This is a genomic window from Janthinobacterium sp. SUN206 (assembly GCF_030587305.1).
GTDB lineage: Bacteria > Pseudomonadota > Gammaproteobacteria > Burkholderiales > Burkholderiaceae_D > Janthinobacterium > Janthinobacterium kumbetense.
In genome coordinates this window covers 2,790,862-2,810,661 of the sequence record NZ_JAPWIB010000001.1, presented here as the reverse complement: position 1 = coordinate 2,810,661, position 19,800 = coordinate 2,790,862, and the positions used below count along the sequence as shown (strand labels likewise).

Sequence of the window (19,800 nt, the reverse complement as noted above, 5' to 3'; positions counted from 1 at the left end):
GATGTCTGAACGGATTGCCGGAGCCGCCCCGTCGCCGGGCCGTTTGCTGGCCGCTGCCGAACCGCAGGCGGGAGCGGCCGGCAAGGCGCTCGATCTGCTGGCCATCATCGTCGCCGCCGTCGAGCAGGCACCGGGCCTGGCCGTGCGCGGCATCGACCGCGATGGCATCGTGCGCTACTGGAGCTTGGGTGCGGCGCGCCTGTATGGCGTCACGGCCGAGCTGGCGCTGGGCCAGCCGTGGGCCAGGGTGGCCGCCTCGCTGCCGGATGCCACCCTGGCCGAGGAGGTTGCCGGCGAACTGGCGGCCGTGTGGGACAGCGGCAAGGCGCGCAGCACGCGCCTGTGGAAGCTCGGCGCCGATGGGGCCGCGCCGCGCTGCATCTGTTCCACCGTGTTTCCTGTCATCCAGTCCGGGCGAGTGCGGCAAGTGGTCTGCATCGACGTCGACATCACGGCCAGCGGCCAGGATGGCGCCGCGCAGGGCGCCTTGTTGCTGATGGGCGACAATTTCCGCCAGTTGTACGAGAAATCCGCCGATGCCATCCTGCTGCTGCGTGACGAGCATATCGCCGACGCCAATCCCGCCGCCATCGTCCTGTTTCAATGCGAGGACCGGCCACGGCTGCTGGGGCGCCGCCTCAGCGATTTTTCGCCCTTGCGCCAGCCCGATGGCGAATTGTCAGCGTTGCGCGGCACGCAACTGGCGGCGCAGGCCCACGCGGACGGCAATTGCCGCTACGACTGGCGCTACCAGACGTGCGCGGGCGAGCTGTTCTGGGGCGAAGTGCTGCTCACTTCCGTCACGCTCGACCACACCTATCTGTTTTACGCCGTGATCCGGGATATTTCCTCGCGCAAACTTGCCGAGCGGGCCCTGTACCTGTCGGCGCAGGTGGTCGAGCATGCGCGCGAAGCCATCGTCGTGCTCGATCCGCAGCAGCGCGTGGTCAGCATGAATCCCGCATACAGCGAGATCAGCGGCTACAGCCTGGACGACATGCTGGGCAAGCCCTTCGTCCTGCACGGGGCGGAGCCGGACGCGCCGGCGTTTTTCGACCACGTGTGGGACGAAGTCGGGGACAACGGATATTGGCAAGGCGACATCGTGGGCCAGCGCAAGGCGGGCGGGCGCCACCCGGCCTGGCTGTCGCTGACGGCCATCCGCGATTCGCAGGGGCAATTGAGCAATTACCTGGCCATCCTCAGCGATATCAGCGAGCGCAAGAAAAACGAGGAGCACACGCGCCACCTGGCAGAGCACGATTTCCTCACCGACTTGCCGAACCGGGTGCTGTTGCTGGACCGGCTGTCGCTGGCGCTGGCGGCCGCGCGGCGCAAGCTGAGCATGCTGGCCATTTTGTACCTGGACCTCGACCACTTCAAGCACATCAACGACAGCATGGGCCACCACGTGGGCGACTTGCTGCTCAAGGAAGTGGCGCGGCGCTTGGTGCGCTGCGTGCGCGGCGTCGACACGGTCAGCCGGCATGGCGGCGACGAGTTCGTCATCATCCTGGCTGAGGTGGGCGGCATCGACCAGGTGGCCCACGTGGCGTCCAGCCTGCTGCATGCCGTCACGCAGCCCTATCAGCTGGGAGAATACGAATTGCATGTGTCCACTTCGATCGGCGTGGCCATCTTTCCCAGCGATGGTGACAGCATCGATAGCCTCGTGCATAACGCCGACATCGCCATGTACCACGCCAAGGAAAGCGGGCGCAACAATTTCCAGTTTTTCAATGCCGAGATGAATGCGCAGATCGTCGAGCGGGCCAGCCTGGAGCAAGGCTTGCGCGAGGCGCTGGGTCGCGAGGAATTCGTGCTGGAATTCCAGCCTGCGCTCGATGTCGCCAGCGGGCAGATCGTCGGCGCCGAAGCGCTGTTGCGCTGGCGCCACCCGCAACTGGGCGTGCTGTCGCCCGAGCGCTTCATCGCCGTGGCCGAGGAATGCGGCTTGATGGTGTCGATCGGCAACTGGGTGCTGCGCCACGCCTGCCTGCGCGCGCGCGCCTGGCACGACGCGGGCCATGCCTGGCGCGTGGCCGTGAATCTGTCGCCGGCGCAATGCCTGCACAATAACTTGTTGCTCAGCGTACAAGAGGCGCTGGCCGTGTCGGGCTTGCCTGCCGGCTGCCTGGAACTGGAAGTGACGGAGTCCTTGCTGATGAAGGGAGGTGCGCGCCTGGCCGGCGTGCTGGCGCAACTGCGCGCGCTGGGCGCCAGGCTGGCCATCGACGACTTCGGCACCGGCTATTCGCGCCTGGCCAATCTGCGCCATTACCCGGTGGATAAGCTCAAGATCGACCCCTCGTTCCTGCCCGCCGCGGCGGACGGCGCGGCAACCGAATCCGACACGGCCGTGGCCGCCACCATCATCGCCATGGCGCGCGAGCTGCAATTGACGGTGATCGCCGAAGGCGTGGAGACGGCGCAGCAGCTGGCGTATCTGCGGGGGCAGGGCTGCCAGCAATACCAGGGGCGCTATGCCAGCGCGCAAGTGGAGGGCAGCGCGCTGGCGAAGTTGCTGCACTAGTGACTGAGTTAGTCAATATTTCCCAGCAGCTTGATGCGTGCCAGCACCTGGCCATGGTCGGAGGCGTGCCGCAAGCCCAGCAGCAGATGGTCGTTGAGATAGGTCACTTCCTGCAGCACGCCGATGGCGCGCGGCGAGGCGGGATGAAAATGTTCGGACACGAGGATGTGGTCGATCGTCATGTAGGCGCTGTCGTGGATATTCGTGTAGCCCACGTGGCGCAGGGCGTCCTGGCGCTGCTGGATGGCATTGGCGTCGTACAGGCGTTCGCGCATCTCGGCACCCGCTTCGCACGGCGCGCCCGCGCCCATGACGATGGCCGTGGTGACGGCATTGGCGATGTCGTTGAAGTCGCCCAGCACGATGCGGGGACGGCCGCTGTGGCCCAGTTCGCTTGCCAGCACGCGCAGGGCCACGGCTTCCGCGCCGCGCCGCTGCAGCGAGCGCAGGTTGGCCAGCGCGTAGGCGGTGGCATCGTTGCCGTCGCCATGGCGGTAGTCGGGGCGGCGCGATTTCAAATGTATCACGACCACATCCGTGAGTTGTCCGCCAGGCAAGATGACCTGGACATGCAGGGGCGCGCGGGCGAAGCGGCCAGCATCGTCTTCGGCAGGCACGCTCACGCCGGCGGGGAAATTCGCCCAGGCAACACCGGCGCCGGCCAGCGGCAAGCGCGACACGAGCGCCACCGTGGGCAGCATGCGTCCGGCAGCATCGATGGCATCGTAGCCGGCCAGGGTGGCTGCGCGGTAATGGCGCGTGCGCGACAGCACGTCGCGCAGGGCCGCTTGCGAGAAAATTTCCTGGAAACCGATCACGTCGGCGTCGAGCAGGTCGATTTGCCGCGCCGTCCATTCCGCCTTGGCTTCGTATTGCGCCGGGCTCAACGGTTCCAGGTTGTCATACAATTTCGCCCCGGCGGGGGCAAGGTTGCAGACATTGAATGTGGCAAAGCGGATTTCTTCCTGCATAATTAGCACTCCTCACTGAACGATCAGCGTATCACGCATGGCTAAAAAAGAGCATATTTCCGAAACCCAGGCGACGCAGTTGCTGCGCAAGCATCAAGTTTCCTTCGAAGAACATCCGTATCCCTACGAGGAGCACGGCGGCACCAGCGTCTCGGCGCGCGAATTGAACGTGCCCGAACATGCGGTGATCAAGACCCTGGTGATGCAGGACGAGGCGGCCAAGCCGATGATCGTGCTCATGCATGGCGATTGCAAGGTGTCGACCAAGAATCTGGCGCGTGGCATCGGCTGCAAGTCCGTCGAGCCGTGCAAGCCCGAAGTGGCGCAGCGCCATTCCGGCTACATGATCGGCGGCACCTCGCCGTTCGGCACGAAGAAGGCCATGCCCGTGTACGTGGAGCAATCGATCCTCGCGCTCGAGCGCATCTATATCAATGGCGGGCGGCGCGGTTTCCTCGTCTCGCTGGCGCCGCAGGTGCTCGTTGATTTGTTGCAAGCCAAACCGGTGCAGTGCGCCTTGCAGGATTAAGAGAGCAAGAAAGCGGGGCTCCGCCCTGTCCCTGGACGGGGCGCTGGTGTATATTCTGCTGCGCCAGCCTCGATGCTGGTGTAATAAACACAATAAAGGGAAGAAATGAATCCAGTAATCACAACCGTGGCAATGACAGTGGCCGCTTACTTGCTCGGCTCGATATCGTTTGCCGTGGTGATGAGCAAGGTCTACGGCATTGCCGATCCGCGCACCTATGGCTCGAAAAATCCGGGCGCCACCAACGTGCTGCGTAGCGGCAACAAGGGCGCCGCCATCATGACCCTGCTGGGCGATGGCGCCAAGGGCTGGCTGGCCGTGTTCCTGGCCGACCATTTTGCCAGCGCGCTGGGCGTGGGCGACACGGCCGTGGCCCTGGTCGCCATCGCCGTCTTCCTCGGCCATTTGTGGCCCGTGTTCTTCCGCTTCGTCGGCGGCAAGGGCGTGGCCACGGCCCTCGGCGTGTTGCTGGGCATCAATCCCTGGCTGGGCCTGGCGACCCTGGCCACCTGGCTGATCATCGCCTATGCCTTCCGCTATTCCTCGCTGGCAGCCCTGGTGGCGGCCCTGTTTGCGCCGTTTTACTATGGCTTGCTGTTCGGCGTCGATCCCATCTTGCTGGCCGTCATCGTCATGAGCGTGCTGCTTGCTTACCGCCACAGCCAGAACATCGCTAACTTGCTCTCTGGCAAGGAAAGCAAGATCGGCGGCAAAAAGGATGGGGCCAAGGCGCCCGCCAAGAAAAAGTAAGCGCTTGATTTCCCGCGGGCCGCACGCATATGCTGTGCTTGCGGCGCCGCGCGGTGCGGCCGCCACCGACTCGCGCAAAGGCTGCCCACCATGAGTTCCACTCCCGCCACACCTACCCCCATCCGTATCGATTTCGTGTCCGACGTTTCCTGCCCCTGGTGCGTGGTCGGCCTGAAATCGCTGGAGCAGGCGCTGGACACGCTGCAAGACACCGTCCAGGCCGATATCCACTTCCAGCCCTTCGAACTGAACGCCAACATGCCGCCCGAAGGCGAGGATGTCGGCGAACACATCGCCCGCAAATACGGCTCCACCCCGGAACAGATGGCGCAGTCGCGCGAAGCCATCCGCGCGCGCGGCGAACAGCTGGGCTTTACCTTTGCCATGGACAAGCGCGGCCGCATCTACAACACGTTTGACGCGCACCGTCTGCTGCACTGGGCCGGACTGGAAGGGCGCCAGAAGGCATTGAAAATGGCGCTGTTCGATGTGTATTTCACGCAGGGACAGGATCCGTCCTCGCACGCGGTGCTGCTGGCCGTGGCCGGCAAGGTGGGGCTCGATGGCGTGAAAGCGGCCGAGGTGCTGGCCTCCGGCGCGTATGCGGACGAGGTGCGCGCGCAGGAACAGTTCTACCAGCAGAACGGCATCAATTCGGTGCCCGCCGTCATCATCAACGAGCGCCACCTGATTTCCGGCGGCCAACCTCCCGAAGTGTTCGAACAAGCCTTGCGCCAGATCATCGCCGGCGCTTGAGCGGGGCGCCAATGGCGCGCGCCATGGCGGACTTTTTGCGCTACACTCGGCGCAGAAGGAGGATAGTCAAATGCCAACAGCCAGCTGGAATGGCGCCGTCATCGCGCAAGCCACCGATGCGCAGGTGCAAGTCGTTGAAAACAATGTATATTTTCCTTTAGCTACCGTGGCGCAGGAATACCTGCGTCCCAGCAGCCACACGAGCATCTGCCCATGGAAGGGCACGGCCAGCTATTACGACCTCGTCGTCGATGGCGCCGTCAATGCCAACGCGGCCTGGTATTACCCCCAGCCCAAGGATGCCGCCAAGCAAATTGCCGGCCACGTCGCCTTCTGGCGCGGCGTCAGCGTCGAGCGCTGACGCTTTCTTACGACCAATCAACCTGAAAGCAGACGATGGATTTACGCCTCGCCGTGTACCAACTCGCCTCGGACTATGCGCTCGATGCCCAACAAACCCGGCAGTTGCAGGAAGTGGCCGGCTTCCAGCGCGAACCGGCGCGCCTGGCCTACTGGCTGCCGCGTGGCGTGGCCGTGCTGGGCGCCGTGCTGCTGGGCATGGGTTTGATCTGCTGGGTGGCCGCCAACTGGGAAGACTTGGGCCGCATGGGCCGCTTTGCCCTGCTGCAAGGCGTGCTGGCCGCCGCCTGCGTGGGCGCGTTTGCCGTGCCGAAAGCGCGCGTGCCCTTGCTGCTGCTGGCCTTGCTGGCCATCGGCGGCCTGTTCGCGTATTTCGGCCAGACCTACCAGACGGGCGCCGATCCGTGGCAGCTGTTCGCCCTGTGGGCCGCGCTGGCCTTGCCCCTGTGCCTGGTGGCGCGCAGCGACGTGCTGTGGACGCCGTGGATGCTGATACTGTCGACGGCCGCCACCCTGTGGATGCAGGCGCATGCGCACAACAGCTGGCGCGTCGATTCGGCCGATCTGCCCATTTTCATCGGCGGCTGGCTGGCCGTGCTGGCTGGCTGTGCGTTCGTCTCGCCCCTGCTGGCGCGCTGGACGGGCGCGGGCAACTGGGCCTTGCGTCTGGGCCTGGTGCTGGCCACCATCCTCATCACGGGCACGGCCGTCAGCGCCCTGTTCGGCAGCGAGATCGAATCGCCGTACTGGGCCGGTCTCGGCTTGCTGGCCGTCGCCGGCGTCCTGCTGTCCACGCGCCAGTTCTTTGACGTGTTCGGCCTGAGCGCCGTCGCGCTGGGCCTGAACACCTTGCTGGTGTGGGGGCTGGGGCACGTGCTGTTCCATGGCGGCGGCAATGGCGATGGCATCGGCAGGCTGGTGATGCTGGGCTTGTTCGCGGCCGTGCTGCTGGCGCTCACCGTGCAAGGCATTTTGTGGCGCACGCGCCGGGAGGCGGCATGAGCCATATCAATAGTCAGCGAGCCGATGCGCTCGCCACCCTGATCGACGACGCCACGCGCGCCGGCCTGTTGCCGTCCGGCGCCGCCCGTCCCGTGCAGGATGTGCGGCCGTGGCCGCTGGTGCTGATGACGGCCCTTGGCGCCTGGCTGGCCGCCATCCCTCTGGTCCTGGCACTGGGCGCGGGACTGGAAAGCGTCGTGCGCCACGGCCCCGGCGCGTATGTCGTGGCCGCCATCGTGCTGGTGGTGGCCGTGCTGCTGATCCGCACGCGCGGCGTGGCGTTGTTTGTCGAGCAACTGGCCGTGCCATGCCTGCTGGTGGGCGGCAGCCTGCTCGGCTATGCCCTGTTCCGCGACTATGCCACGCAGACGGCGTCGCTGTTGATGTGCCTGGCGTGCCTGCTGACGGCCGCCGCCTTGCCGCGCGACTGGCTGCGCGTGCTGCTGGGACTGGTCGCCTGCGGCTTGCTGGGGCTGGGCATCATCGATAGCACGCGCGACTGGATTTTCGAGAACGACCCCACGCAGCTGTACAGCGCCTGGATGCTGGCCCTGGCACTCTGGCTGGGCGCCCACTGGCTGCAAAAGCAGGCGTTCAACGATGGCCGCGGCGCGTCCATCGCCGCCTTCCTGGAATCGCTGTCGACGGGGTGGGTCCTGGCAATCTTGCTGGGGCTGGTTTTCTGGTCCGGCATGACCTTCATGCTGGGCGGCGCGCTGGGCGGCGGTATTGTCGGCGACGTGGCGCGCGAAGCGACCCGGCACCAGGCCGTTGCCTGGTATGCGCAAGTGTTGAATGGGGTGTCGCTCGTGCTGGCCACGGCGGCTGCCGCCTGGACGGGATGGCGCTGGCCGGCGCTGCGCCAGTTGCCCGCCATCGGCGTGGCGCTGGTGTTGATTGTGCTGGCGTGGTTCATGCCGGCGCTGGGGCCCGTGCTGCTGATCCTCGCGTATTGTTTGACGAGCGGGCGTTCGCGCGTGGCCGTGGCGGCCGCGCTGGCGGCGGCGTGGATACTCGGCAGCTTTTATTACCAGCTTGCCTGGCCGCTGGCCAGCAAGGCGGCGCTGCTGGCCATGGCCGGCGCGCTGCTGTGCGCCCTGTCGTGGCTGGCCACGCGGGGCGCCGTGCTGCACCTGGTGGAAAGCAAGCCGGCGGGCGTGGTTCTTGAGCACCGCGCCGCGCGCCTGGGCGTGCTGGGGGGCTTGCTGCTGGTGTTGCTGGTCGCCAATGGCGGCATCTGGCAAAAAGAGCAGCTGATTGCCAAAGGACAAGCGATCTTCGTGGCGCTGGAACCCGTCGATCCCCGCTCGCTGATGCAGGGCGACTACATGCGCCTCAATTTCGTCAACCTGGGCGTCCTGTCCACCCTGGCCAGCGTGGACCGGGCGCCTGGCCGGCCCCTCGTGGTGGCGATGCGCGATGCGCGCGGCGTGGCGGAATTGCTGCGCCCGTACACCCAAGAGGCGCTGGCGCCCGGCGAATTCCTGCTCGAACTGACGCCGAAGGATGGGAACTGGGTGCTCGTCAGCGATGCCTGGTTCTTCAAGGAAGGCGAGGCGGCGCGCTGGGAAAAGGCCCGCTATGGCGAGTTCCGCGTGCTGCCCGACGGCCGCGCCTTGCTGGTGGGCATGCGTGGCCCGGAGCTGGAGAAGCTGTAGCTTTGACGCGCAGGCAGTCGTGTAAGAGCACGCCAGGGCGGGCATCCTGTAAAATTGCCCTATGGATAATATTACGCATTCGGTCATCGGCCTCGGGGTCGGCGAACTGGTACACCGCAGCCTGCCGCCCGAGCCGCAGGCCCCTGCACAGCGCACCCGGCGCGCGCTGTTTTTATTTTCGGCATGGTTTGCCAGCAACGCGCCCGACCTCGACCTTGTGCTGACCAGGCTGTTGCCGCGCCCGTTCGGCTACATGTTGCACCACCGCGGCCACACGCACACCTTGCTGCTGGCCTTGCCGCAGGCGCTGCTGTTGCTGGCCATGCTGTGGCTGCTGTGGCCCGGCGCGCGCCGGCTGCTGAAAAGCAGCGTACCCGCCCGCATCGGCCTGGCCGCTTGCCTGCTGCTGGGATTTTGCTTGCACATGGGCATGGATTTCCTCAATTCCTATGGCTTGCACCCGTTCTATCCGTTTGACAGCCGCTGGCTGTATGGCGACATGGTCTTCATTGTCGAGCCCATGTTCTGGGTGCTGCTGGGCGTGCCCGTGATCATGTCCTTGCACTACGGCATCGTCAAAAGCGTGCTGCTGGCGGGGTTGGCGGCGGCCCTGTGTTTCTTTACCCATAAAACCTATCTGGCGCCCGCTTCGCTGGTCATCCTGCTGGGACTGGGCGCGATCCTGGCCGTGCTGCAGGGACGGGCCGGCGAGCGGGGGCGCGGACCGCTGCTGCTGGCCTTCGCGCTGGCCGCCACGTTCATCGGCACGCAGGGCGTGGCGTCGGCCCTCGGCCGTGCGCGCATCGAGGCGGCCGTGCAGCGCCTCGATCCCGGCACGCGCGTGTGGGATGTGGCGATGACGGCGTTTCCCAGCAACCCGCTGTGCTGGATCTATGTCTCGCTCGACAGCAAGACGGACGTGTACACCTTGCGGCGCGGCACCCTGAGCCTGCTGCCGGATGCGCTGGCGCCCGCCGCCTGCCCGGCCGGCCTGGTGGAAACGGGTAAGCAAGGCCAGCAACTGGCGCCCGGCATCGCCGTGTCGGCCAAGGCGGAGGGCAGCCTGGCCGCCTTGCGTGCCTTGCAGGAAGACAATTGCTATGTCGACGCCTGGTTCCGCTTTGCCCGCATGCCCAGGTTGAATGCGGACAAGCTGACGGACGTGCGTTTCAACCCCGGCATGCTGCCCAATTTCACGACCGTCGAACTGCAGCAGTTCCGCAACCGGCCGTGTCCCGCCTACGTGCCGGGCTGGGGCCGCCCCCGCGCGGACATGCTGGCGCCGCCGCAAGAGGTACGTCCGTAGCGAATTTGTTGCCTTGTGGCAAAATATCGTGTGTGCACTTACTTTGCCATGGCCGCGCATGCGACACGACCAATTCAGCATGAATGATATTTAGTTAGGATTATTTTGGAAGAGCAACACGCCTTACCGTATTTGCGGGAAACCCTGCTGTTTCTCGCCCTGGCCGGGATTTTTATTCCGTTATTGCAACGCCTGAAGGTCAACCAGGTCCTCGGTTTCCTGGCCGTGGGCGCCCTGTTCGGCCCGTTCGGCTTCGGCCTGTGGGCGGGCGACTTCACGTGGCTGACGTATTTCTCGTTCGTGCGTGCCGAGCAGGTCAGCGGCCTGGCCGAGCTGGGCGTGATGTTTCTGATGTTCATGATCGGCCTGGAACTGTCGACGGAACGGCTGTGGGCGCTGCGGCGCTGGGTATTTGGCGCGGGCGTGGGGCAGGTGGCCGTCAGCGCCTGCCTGATCGGCGGCGTCGCGTATTACTTTGGCCTGTCGCTGGAAGCGTCCATCGTGCTGGGCCTGGTGCTGTCGCTGTCGTCCACGGCCGTCGTGATGCAGTTGCTGACCGACCAGCGCTCGCTGCAGACGCCGGCCGGCCAGGCGGGCTTTTCCATTTTGATGTTCCAGGATTTGATGGTGGTGCCGCTGTTCATCCTGATCGACGTGTTCGCCAGCGGGCGCAGCGACGACCTGGCGTATCTGCTCAGCTTTGCGGCCGTGAAATCGGCCGGCGCCATCCTGCTGATCTATCTGCTGGGGCGCCGCGTGATTCGTCCGCTGTTCCAGTTTTTCGTCAAGAAACGCCAGCCCGACGTGTTCATGGCCTTGACCCTGCTCAGCACCCTGGGCATCGCGGGCTTGACTTACCTGGCGGGCCTGTCGATGGCACTGGGCGCCTTGCTGGCCGGCTTGCTGCTGGCGGAAACGGAATTTCGCCACGAAGTGGAAGTGACGATCGAGCCCTTCAAGGGCTTGCTGATGGGCTTGTTCTTCATGTCGGTGGGCATGCAGATCGACGTGCGCGAAATCCTCAAGTCGCCGGTCTTGATTCCCCTGGCTGTGCTGAGCCTGTTTGCGCTGAAAACCCTGGTCATCAGCGTGATTTTCCGCATCGGCGGCTTTCACTGGGGGCGCGCCGTGGAAACGGGCGTGCTGCTGGGGCAGGGCGGCGAATTCGCCTTCATCGTCGTCGCGTATGCGCTGGGTACCAAGCTGATCGGCCCGCAGGTGGCGCAGTTCGTCATGCTCGTGGTGGGCCTGAGCCTGTTTGCCACGCCGGCGCTGGCCAAGGCGGCGCGCGCCTTCGGCAACTGGTGGGAGCAGCGCCACCACCATCAACTGGCCGACCTGGCGCACGGCGCGCCGCCGCCCCAAGGCAGCACCGTCATCATCGCCGGGTTTGGCCGGGTGGGGCAGTTGCTGGCCAAGGTGCTGACGGAGCAGGATATCGCGTATGTGGCGATTGAAAATGATGCGCGCCTGGTGACGACCCTGCATCCGCGCGGTTTCCCCGTGTATTTCGGCGATGCGTCGCGCGCGGAATTGTTGCAAAAGGTCAATGCGGACCGGGCCGCCGCCGTGGTACTGACGATGGATCATGCGGCGTCCGTGCTGCATGCCGTGAAATCGATCCGCCGCGAATATCCGCAGCTGCCCGTGTATGCGCGGGCGCGCGACGAGGCGCATGCCGTGGCCCTGATACAGGCGGGCGCTACCCTGGTCGTGCCCGAGGCGCTGGAATCGGCGCTGCAACTGACGGCCACCGTGCTGCACACGGTGGGCCTGTCGGAAGCGCGCACGGCGGACATCGTGCAAGCCGAGCGCGACCGGCGCAATGCCGTGCTGCTGGCGAAAAAGCTGTCGTAGTGTTGTTGTAGTGAAACCTGTAGCGCAACCGTGCGTGTCGCCGTGCTTTGTAAATTATCTATACAATAATAGTATATGAGCACATTACCCACATGAAAGCCGCGACGAAGAGCGGAGCGGCACCCTTGACGCCGCAGCAACTGGCGGCGCAGGAAACGCAGCAGAAATATGGCAAGCCCGAGCGGGGCTGGCGCGAGCAGGTGTACACCGTCATTTTCGAGGCGGAAACGCGCACGGGCCGCGCCTTCGATTTGCTGCTGATCGCCGCCATCCTGATCAGCGTGACGGTGGTCGTGCTCAGCAGTGTCGCCTCCGTGGCCGAGCGCTATGGCACCTGGCTGACGGCGCTGGAATGGTTTTTCACCATTTTATTTACCATCGAATATTTCGCCCGCCTGTCTTGCCTGCAGCATCCGGTGCGCTATGCCAAGAGTTTTTTCGGCATTATCGATTTGCTGGCCATCGTGCCCACCTACATCGGCTTGCTGTTGCCGGGCGCGCATGTGCTGATCGACGTGCGCATTTTGCGCCTGCTGCGCATGTTCCGTATCCTCAAGCTCACGTCGTATGTGCATGAATACACGGTGCTGGGGCGGGCCTTGCTGGCCAGCCGGCGCAAAATCCTCATTTTCTTGTCTTTTGTCATGATGGTGGTCTTTCTGTTGGGTACTGTGATGTACGTGGTGGAAGGACCGGAGAACGGTTACAGCAGCATCCCCACGTCGATTTACTGGGCCATCAGCACCATGACCACCGTGGGTTTCGGCGATATCACGCCGAGGACCGACATCGGGCGCACCATCGCTTCCCTGATGATGTTGCTCGGCTGGGGCATCCTGGCAGTGCCTACCGGCATTATCAGCGCGGAAATGACGGTACAGCGCAGTTCCAAGCTGGTCACCACGCGTACCTGCCCCACGTGCCTGAAGGAAGGGCTCGATGACGATGCCAGTTTCTGCAAGAACTGTGGCGTTGCATTGCCGCCGCTGGCACGCGATTAGCGCATAGACCCTTCATCAACCGTATTTATTTTATTTTGTTAAGGCCAACATGATTCCAGTTCGCCTGATCGCGACGGGCAAGGCCGTGCCGTCGCAGAGTGTGACTTCCGCCAGCCTGGACCTGACTTTGGGCCATCCGGCTGGCTATACCCTGCGCAAGAGCGGCGTGCTGTCGCGCTTTGTCGCCGCGCCCGATGAATCGCAAAGCCAGCTGGGCGCCGCCGCCCTGCTCGACGCGCTGAAGAATGCCAGCCTGCGTCCGGCCGACATCGACTTGTTGATCTGCGCCAACGGCGTGCCCGAGCAAGCGTTGCCGAATACGGCTTGCTTCGTGGCCGAACATGCGGGATTGCCGCCAGGCACGCAAAGCTTCGACGTCAACGCCAGCTGCCTCAGTTTCATGGCCGCCTTCCGCGTGGCCGCGTCCATGCTGGCGGGCAGCGCCTACCGGCGCATCGCCATCGTTTCGTCCGACCTCGCCTCGCGCGGCGTCGACTGGAGCGAGCCGGAAGCATCGATGATTTTTGGCGACGGTGCCGCCGCCGTCATCGTCGAGCGCGGCGATGGCAGCGCCGGCATCCGCGCCTACAAGATGGGCACGTATCCGGAAGGGCGGCGCTACTGCGAAATCCGCGGCGGCGGCACCGAGCGCAACCCGCGCAACGGCTGCGAGCCGGGCGATTACCTGTTCCGCATGGATGGCAAGGCCGTGTTCCGCCTGGCCGTCAAGGTGATGCCGGATTTCCTGGCGGAATTAATGCTGGAATCGGGCGCGGGACTGGAAAAAGTCGACGTGGTCGTGCCGCACCAGGCCAGTCCATTGGGACTCGCGCATGCGGCGCGCATCCTCGACGTTCCCGATGCTAAAATCATCAAGATCTTTGAAACGCATGGCAACCAGGTGGCAGCGTCCTTGCCCACCGCCCTGCACGAGGCGGTGATGACGGGGCGGGCCGTGGCCGGCCAGCGTTTGCTGATGATGGGCACGGCCGCGGGCCTGACCATCGGCGGCATGATTCTTGACCTGTGAAGGTGGTGCGATGAGGCGGATACTGGTCACGGGAGCGACGGGCGGCTTGGGGCGCAATGCCGTGCGCACCCTGCTGGCGCAGGGCGTGGAAGTGCGCGCCACGGGCCGCAACGCCGCCGTCGGCCGCGAACTGGAACGCATGGGCGCGCAATTCGTCGCGCTCGACCTGGCGCAGGCATCGCCACGCCAGGTCGATGAACTGGTGCGCGGCATGGACACCGTCTGGCACTGCGCCGCGCTGTCGTCGCCGTGGGGGCCGGAACGCGACTTCATCGCCGCCAACGTCACGGCCACGGGCCAGTTGCTGCGCGCGGCCGCCAGCCTGCACGTGGCGCGCTTCGTGCACATCTCCACCCCGGCCATCTATTTCGACTACCGCAACCACCTTGAAGTGCCGGAAACCTTCCGCCCCGATGCCTTCGTCAACGCGTATGCGCGCAGCAAGGCGATGGCGGAAAAGCTGGTGCAGGATTGCGTCGACCGCCACCGCGGCATGACGTGCGTGATCCTGCGCCCGCGCGCCATCTTCGGACCGCACGACCAGGTCTTGATCCCGCGCCTGGCGCGGGTGCTGCAGGAGCGCGGCGGCAAGCTGCCCCTGCCCAACGGCGGCGCGGCCACCATCGACATCACCTATGTCGACAATGTCGTGCACGCGATGTGGCTGGCCACCGTGCACAAGACCATCGCTTCCGGCGCCGCCTTCAACATCACGAATGGCGAACCGGCGCGCCTGTGCGACATCTTGCGCACCCTGTTCTGCGATCATCTGCAGCAGCCGTTCGAGATCGTCAGCGTGCCTTACCGCGTGCTGGCGCTGGTCGCGCGCCTGATGCAGTTCGCCTCGCGCTTTACCCGCCGCGAACCATCGCTCACGCCCTACAGCATCGGCGCGCTCAGTTTCGACATGACGCTCGATAATGCCAAGGCGCGCAAGGTGCTCGGCTACCGTCCCATCGTCAGCCTGCAGGAAGGCATCGCCCTGACGGCGCAGTGGATGCGCCAGGAAGCGGCGGCGCACAAGGTGGGCAAGGAGCGCAATGGCTAGCATCACCGCGTTTCGGGTCGGCCACTGCACCCATCCTTCGTGCATGGTCTTGAAAGGCAGCGGGCTGGCCAGCCGCTGCTTCCCCTCGCGCGCCTACCTGATCGAAACGCGCGCGGGCCTGTACCTGTGGGACACGGGCTACGCCGAGCACTTCCGCGCCGCCACGTCGAAGGGCGTGTACCGCATGTATGCGTGGGTGACGCCGATTTCCTTCGATGACAGTGAATCGTTGCAGGGCCAGTTGCGCGCGCATGGCGTGGCGCCCGGCGATATCCACACCTTGCTGCTGTCGCACTTCCACGCCGACCATATCGCGGGCCTGCGCGACTTTCCCGGCGCGCGGCTGATGGCCTCCCAAACGGGCTGGGATGCCGTGCGTCGCTTGTCCGGCGTGGCCGCCGTGCGCCAGGCCTTCGTGCCCGAACTGCTGCCGAATGACATCGCCGACCGCCTGGATTTCGTGGAAAGCGTGCCCGAGACGGCCTTGCCGGCGGCCTTGCTGCCATTTACGCACGGGCGCGACGTCAGCGGCACGGGCGAAATCTACATCGTCGACCTGCCCGGCCATGCCATCGGCCACCTGGGCGCCTTCGTGCTGCAGGATAGTGGCTGGACCTTGCTGGCGTCGGACGCGGCCTGGGTACCGGAAAGCTTCCAGCAGCTGCGCGGACCGTCCGAACTGTCGTTCCTCATCCAGCACAAGCGCGCGCCGTACTACGCCACCCTGAACCGGCTGCACCAGCTGCACCAGTCGGGCAATGCGCACATCCGCATCACGCATGAAGACACGGCGGACTATGTTCCTGTGGCGGGCCGCCCGTGAAGCGTCTTTTCTGGCTGTTATTGTCGTACTGGCGCACGCGCCGCCTGCGGTTCACAAGCCGCCCGCAGCTGGGCGCCTACCAGCACAAGCAACTGGCGCGCTTCATCGAGGTGCTGTGCGCGCGCAGCGCCTACTTTGCGCCGTTCCGCGATCTGCCCCTGGCGCAGTGGCCGACGATGAACAAGGCGCTGATGCTCGAGCATTTCGACGCCATGAACACACAAGGCATCACGCTGGCGCAGGCGATGGACGCGGCCATGGCGGCCGAACAGAGCCGCGATTTTACCCCCGCCGTGGGCGACATCACGGTGGGCCTGTCGTCGGGCACTTCGTCGCGGCGCGCCGTGTTTACCGTCAGCCCCCGCGAAAAGGCGCAATGGGCGGGCGTGATGCTGGCCAAGGCGCTGCCCGACGGCCTGTTTTCTGGCGAACGGGTGGCGCTGTTCCTGCGCGCGAACAGCAATCTGTACACGGCCGTGCGCTCGCCGTGGCTGACCTTTGCCTTCTACGATTTGTTCGAACCGTTCGACAGCCTGTGCGCGCGGCTTGCGCAATATCAACCTTCCGTCATCGTCGCGCCGGCCCAGGTGCTGCGCCAGCTGGCCTTGCGCGTCATCGATGGCAGCCTGGCGCTGGCGCCGAAAAAAGTCATTTCGGTGGCCGAAGTGCTGGAAGCGCAGGACCGCGCGCTGATCGTGCAGGCGTTTGGCGCCGTGCATGAAATCTACCAGGCCACCGAGGGTTTCCTCGCCAGCAGCTGCGAGCATGGCGTGCTGCACTTGAACGAAGAGTACGTGCACATCGAGCCGCAGTGGCTGGACGCTGAACAGAGGCGCTTCGTGCCCGTGATTACGGACTTCACGCGCATCACGCAGCCCATCGTGCGCTACCGCCTCGACGACATCCTGCTCGCGCGCGCCACGCCATGCCCGTGCGGCCGCGCCACGCGCGCCATCGACGGCATCGAAGGGCGCTGCGACGACATGCTGTTCTTGCCATCCTTGCCGTCGGCGAACGGCGGCGCCCCCGTCGCCGTGTTTGCCGACGTATTGACGCGCGCGTTTGCGCAAGCCTTGCCGCCGGACGCCGATTACCGCCTGGTGCAGTCGGGCGACGCCTCCTTGCAGCTGCACGCGGCCCTGGATGCTGCCGGCCTGGCCGCCTTGCGCGCGCACCTGGCAGCGGTGCTGCGTGGCTTGGGCGTGGCCGTCGACGGCCTCGCCTGGACGGTGAGCGGCGAACTGCCTCCCTTTGACCCCACCATGAAACGGCGCCGCATCCGGCGCCTCGCAAGCGCATGAATCCTTCTTCCATGACCGTACGCGGCCGCCTGCTGCACCTGCTGGCCGGCTGGGGCAGCGTCGGCCTCGTGTATTTTTCCAGCGACCTGCTGCAAGGGCAGGGCGTGCTGCTGCCGGAAACGGCCATCGACCGCGCCATCCCCTACACGGATGCCGCCATCTGGCTGTACCTGTCCTTCTTCATCCTGATCCCGTACGCCTATCTGGCGGCCGATGCGGCGAAGGTGCGCTGGCTGGCGCGCGCCATGGCGCTTTCCGCGCTGGCCTGCGGCGTGGTCTTCCTGCTGTACCCGACCACGCTCGCGTATCCGCCCGTGGGCGAGGGCAGTGCCTGGAGCACGCAGGCGTTGCGCCTGCTGCAGGCGGCCGACTCCGCGCAAAACTGCCTGCCGTCGCTGCACGGCGCCCTGACATTGCTGTGCGTGTGGGCCTTGTGCGGCAGGCGCCACCTGCTGCGTTCCGCGCTGGCCGTGGTGCTGGGCGTGGCCATCTGCTATGCCATCATCGCCCTGCGCCGGCACGTGAGCATCGACCTGGCCGCCGGCCTGGCCGTTGGCGTCGCTGGCGGCATCCTGGCGAAAATGCAGGTATCCTTGGCTGCCCGCCGCGCCGTTTCCATAAAAACCGCATCATGATGAATCCCTTTGCCCTGTCGTTTTTGATCATGCTGGCCTTCGTGCTGGCCGAACTGCTGATCCTGAAATGGGTGCGCAAGACCCCCGTGCCGTGGAAGGACGTGATCTTCAACCTCAATTCCGGCCATATCCTGATGTGGGTGTTCCGCGGGGTGGAGGTGGCGGCGTTCGCCCTGCTGCTGCGCCATGCGAACCTGCACGTCGTCGACCAGTGGCCCGTGGCGGCGCAATGGGTCTTCGCCTTCTTTGCCTGGGACCTGTGCTTTTACTGGATGCACCGGCTGCATCACAAAATCCCCCTGCTGTGGGCCGTGCACGTGGTGCACCACCAGGGCGAGCATTTCAACCTGTCGCTGGGCGTGCGCAATTCCTGGTATTCGTCGCTGACGAATTTCCCCTTCATCGCCATCCTGGCCGTGCTGGGCGTGCCGCTGGAAATCTTCCTCGTCGTCTCGTCCCTGCATTACACGGTGCAGTTCTACAACCACAATGCGCTGGTGAACAAGTCCGGCATCCTGGATAGCTTCATGGTCACGCCGTCGCACCACCGCGTGCACCACGGCACGGATAAACGCTACATCAACCGCAATTTCGGCGGCACGCTGTTGATCTGGGACAAACTGTTCGGCAGCTTTCAGCCTGAACTCGAGGGCGTGGAAATGCGCTATGGCGTGAAGGGCATGACACCCACGCACAACCCGCTGTTGGCCAGCAATGGCAAATTGTTCACATGGCTGCGCGCGCGTTTCCCCCACTGGCAGTCGCGCGGCACTTTCCACGTACCCGAGCTGTTCATCGGCACCGGCGGCGTGATCCTGTTTGGCCTGGTGATTTATTACGTCAACCATGAAGCGCTGCTGGCGGGCGCGCAGCAAGCCATCCTGTTTACGCTGATCTTCGGCGGCACCCTGGCGCTGGGCGGCCTGTCGGATGCAAGACGCTGGGGCGCCATCGCCTGGGTCGCCATCGCGCTGGCCATGCCGGCCCTGTATCTGGGCTGGTATGGCGCGCGCGATGCGTGGGGCATGGTTTTCCTGGCCGCGCTGCTGGCGCATGGCCTCGACGGCGCGCGCCGCCTGTGGTGGCCGGCAGCGGCGGGGACGCGCGCGTGACGCAGCCTGTACCTTCGCTACCGCCGCTGCGCTTCCGGCCCGCACGCGATTCCGCCTTCCGCCGCGAATTGCGCGCACGCGCCGACGCCTACCTGGCGGACGAAGGAAAACACCGCTTCGGCGACGCGCGCCTGCATGCGAAAACCGTGTTCCTGGCCGCGCTGACGGTGGGACTGTATGCGCTGGCGCTGCGCGCCGAAAGCACTTGGCCGTTTGTAGCCAGCTACGTGGCTTGCCTGGTTGTGGCCATGACCTTGGCCATGAATACCCTGCACGATGCGGCCCACAGCGCCGTCTTTCGCCAGGGAGCCTGGAACCGCGTGCTGATCCGCCTGGTGGGCTTGCCCGTGGGCGTGGATACGGATTTCTGGACCATCCGCCACGTGCATTTCCATCACACGTATGCCAACGTGGAGGGCTATGACCTCGACACGGAGCCGAATCCGTTTTTGCGCCAGACGCCGTTCCAGCGCTGGTCGCCGCAGTACCGCTATCAATACCTGTACTGGCCCGTGGTGGCGGCCCTGTCGCTGCCTTATTTGAACTGGTATGGCGACTGGCTGGACCGCTTCGGCAAGACGCCCGTGGCGGCGCACAGCCGGCTGCAGGGCTGGCGTGGCTGGCTGTCGTTCCTGGGCTGGAAGCTGGGCCATGTGGCGCTGGTGCTGGCGCTGCCCATGTGGGTGCTGCAGCAGCACGGCATCGGCTGGGGCGTGGTGCTGGTGGCGTATTTCGTGGGCCAGATGATCGCCTCGTGCGCGCTGGTGGCGCTGATCCTGGGCACGCACTGGGCCGAAGTCGAGTTTTTCCAGCCTGGCGCGGACGGTACGCTGCCGCACGACTGGTACCAGCACACGTTTTACACGGCTTGCGACTGGACGCCGCAGCCGCGCCGCCTGCGTTGGCTCGGTTATTGGCTCGGTGGCTTGAATCTGCACCTGACGCACCACTTGTTCCCCACCTGGAACCACCGCCACTACCCAGCGCTGGCGCGCATCCTGGCCGAACTGGCGCCGCGCCACGGTCTCGTGTACCGCGAACTCGGTTACGGCCAGCTGCACGCGTCGCAGCAGCAATTCCTGCGCGCCATGGGCCAGCCGCCCGCCGGCAGGGACCTGTAACGAATCG

18 protein-coding genes are annotated in these 19,800 nt (G+C 65.4%); 17 read left to right on the top strand and 1 reads right to left on the bottom strand.

What is annotated here, in order from left to right; genetic code table 11:
* Nucleotide 1 precedes the first annotated feature (1 nt).
* Nucleotides 2-2,533: an EAL domain-containing protein gene (locus O3300_RS12625; protein WP_305053094.1), complete on the top strand. Its 2,532-nt coding sequence runs from the start codon at nucleotides 2-4 to the stop codon at nucleotides 2,531-2,533.
* A gap of 8 nt (nucleotides 2,534-2,541) precedes the next feature.
* Here O3300_RS12625 and O3300_RS12620 read toward each other — a convergent pair whose 3' ends face one another.
* The gene (locus O3300_RS12620; RefSeq protein WP_305053093.1) at nucleotides 2,542-3,504 is read right to left on the bottom strand and encodes an endonuclease/exonuclease/phosphatase family protein; all 963 of its coding nucleotides are present in this window, start codon (nucleotides 3,502-3,504) and stop codon (nucleotides 2,542-2,544) included.
* Nucleotides 3,505-3,541: 37 nt separating this feature from the next.
* On the opposite strand from O3300_RS12620, the gene ybaK reads away from it, so the two are divergent.
* The 16 genes from ybaK (at nucleotide 3,542) to O3300_RS12540 (ending at nucleotide 19,793) form a co-directional block, all read left to right on the top strand.
* Nucleotides 3,542-4,033, top strand: a complete 492-nt coding sequence (gene ybaK, locus O3300_RS12615) for a Cys-tRNA(Pro) deacylase (RefSeq protein WP_251351753.1) — start codon at nucleotides 3,542-3,544, stop codon at nucleotides 4,031-4,033.
* Between the two features lie 105 nt (nucleotides 4,034-4,138).
* Nucleotides 4,139-4,783: a glycerol-3-phosphate 1-O-acyltransferase PlsY gene (gene plsY, locus O3300_RS12610; protein ID WP_230539942.1), complete on the top strand. Its 645-nt coding sequence runs from the start codon at nucleotides 4,139-4,141 to the stop codon at nucleotides 4,781-4,783.
* Nucleotides 4,784-4,873: 90 nt separating this feature from the next.
* On the top strand, nucleotides 4,874-5,539 hold the full coding sequence (locus O3300_RS12605) for a DsbA family oxidoreductase (RefSeq protein ID WP_305053092.1): 666 nt from the start codon (nucleotides 4,874-4,876) through the stop codon (nucleotides 5,537-5,539).
* A 70-nt stretch (nucleotides 5,540-5,609) separates the two neighbouring features.
* Complete coding sequence (locus O3300_RS12600) at nucleotides 5,610-5,900, top strand: DUF427 domain-containing protein (protein ID WP_305053091.1); 291 nt, start codon at nucleotides 5,610-5,612, stop codon at nucleotides 5,898-5,900.
* A gap of 35 nt (nucleotides 5,901-5,935) precedes the next feature.
* Nucleotides 5,936-6,901: a DUF2157 domain-containing protein gene (locus O3300_RS12595; RefSeq protein WP_305053090.1), complete on the top strand. Its 966-nt coding sequence runs from the start codon at nucleotides 5,936-5,938 to the stop codon at nucleotides 6,899-6,901.
* Nucleotides 6,898-8,559: a GDYXXLXY domain-containing protein gene (locus O3300_RS12590; protein ID WP_143451464.1), complete on the top strand. Its 1,662-nt coding sequence runs from the start codon at nucleotides 6,898-6,900 to the stop codon at nucleotides 8,557-8,559. Before O3300_RS12595 ends, O3300_RS12590 begins: the two co-directional genes overlap by 4 nt.
* 61 nt (nucleotides 8,560-8,620) lie before the next feature.
* On the top strand, nucleotides 8,621-9,865 hold the full coding sequence (locus tag O3300_RS12585; RefSeq protein WP_305053089.1) for a metal-dependent hydrolase: 1,245 nt from the start codon (nucleotides 8,621-8,623) through the stop codon (nucleotides 9,863-9,865).
* A gap of 105 nt (nucleotides 9,866-9,970) precedes the next feature.
* Complete coding sequence (locus O3300_RS12580; RefSeq protein ID WP_099666623.1) at nucleotides 9,971-11,722, top strand: cation:proton antiporter; 1,752 nt, start codon at nucleotides 9,971-9,973, stop codon at nucleotides 11,720-11,722.
* A gap of 92 nt (nucleotides 11,723-11,814) precedes the next feature.
* Nucleotides 11,815-12,723: an ion transporter gene (locus tag O3300_RS12575; protein ID WP_099666624.1), complete on the top strand. Its 909-nt coding sequence runs from the start codon at nucleotides 11,815-11,817 to the stop codon at nucleotides 12,721-12,723.
* A 49-nt stretch (nucleotides 12,724-12,772) separates the two neighbouring features.
* Entirely contained in the window at nucleotides 12,773-13,753 is a 981-nt protein-coding gene (locus tag O3300_RS12570; protein WP_289903648.1) for a 3-oxoacyl-[acyl-carrier-protein] synthase III C-terminal domain-containing protein, read from the top strand.
* A 10-nt stretch (nucleotides 13,754-13,763) separates the two neighbouring features.
* Nucleotides 13,764-14,801 carry an NAD(P)-dependent oxidoreductase gene (locus tag O3300_RS12565; protein WP_289903649.1) on the top strand — a complete coding sequence of 346 codons (1,038 nt, stop codon included), beginning with the start codon at nucleotides 13,764-13,766 and terminating at the stop codon, nucleotides 14,799-14,801.
* Nucleotides 14,794-15,624, top strand: a complete 831-nt coding sequence (locus tag O3300_RS12560; protein WP_305053088.1) for an MBL fold metallo-hydrolase — start codon at nucleotides 14,794-14,796, stop codon at nucleotides 15,622-15,624. The genes O3300_RS12565 and O3300_RS12560 overlap by 8 nt, the downstream gene beginning before the upstream one ends.
* The gene (locus tag O3300_RS12555; RefSeq protein ID WP_305053087.1) at nucleotides 15,621-16,925 is read left to right on the top strand and encodes a F390 synthetase-related protein; all 1,305 of its coding nucleotides are present in this window, start codon (nucleotides 15,621-15,623) and stop codon (nucleotides 16,923-16,925) included. Before O3300_RS12560 ends, O3300_RS12555 begins: the two co-directional genes overlap by 4 nt.
* Nucleotides 16,922-17,560 (top strand): phosphatase PAP2 family protein, encoded by a 639-nt coding sequence (locus O3300_RS12550; RefSeq protein WP_305053086.1) that lies wholly within the window; start codon nucleotides 16,922-16,924, stop codon nucleotides 17,558-17,560. The genes O3300_RS12555 and O3300_RS12550 overlap by 4 nt, the downstream gene beginning before the upstream one ends.
* Complete coding sequence (locus tag O3300_RS12545) at nucleotides 17,557-18,672, top strand: sterol desaturase family protein (RefSeq protein ID WP_305053085.1); 1,116 nt, start codon at nucleotides 17,557-17,559, stop codon at nucleotides 18,670-18,672. Before O3300_RS12550 ends, O3300_RS12545 begins: the two co-directional genes overlap by 4 nt.
* Entirely contained in the window at nucleotides 18,669-19,793 is a 1,125-nt protein-coding gene (locus O3300_RS12540) for an acyl-CoA desaturase (protein ID WP_305053084.1), read from the top strand. The genes O3300_RS12545 and O3300_RS12540 overlap by 4 nt, the downstream gene beginning before the upstream one ends.
* Nucleotides 19,794-19,800 lie beyond the last annotated feature (7 nt).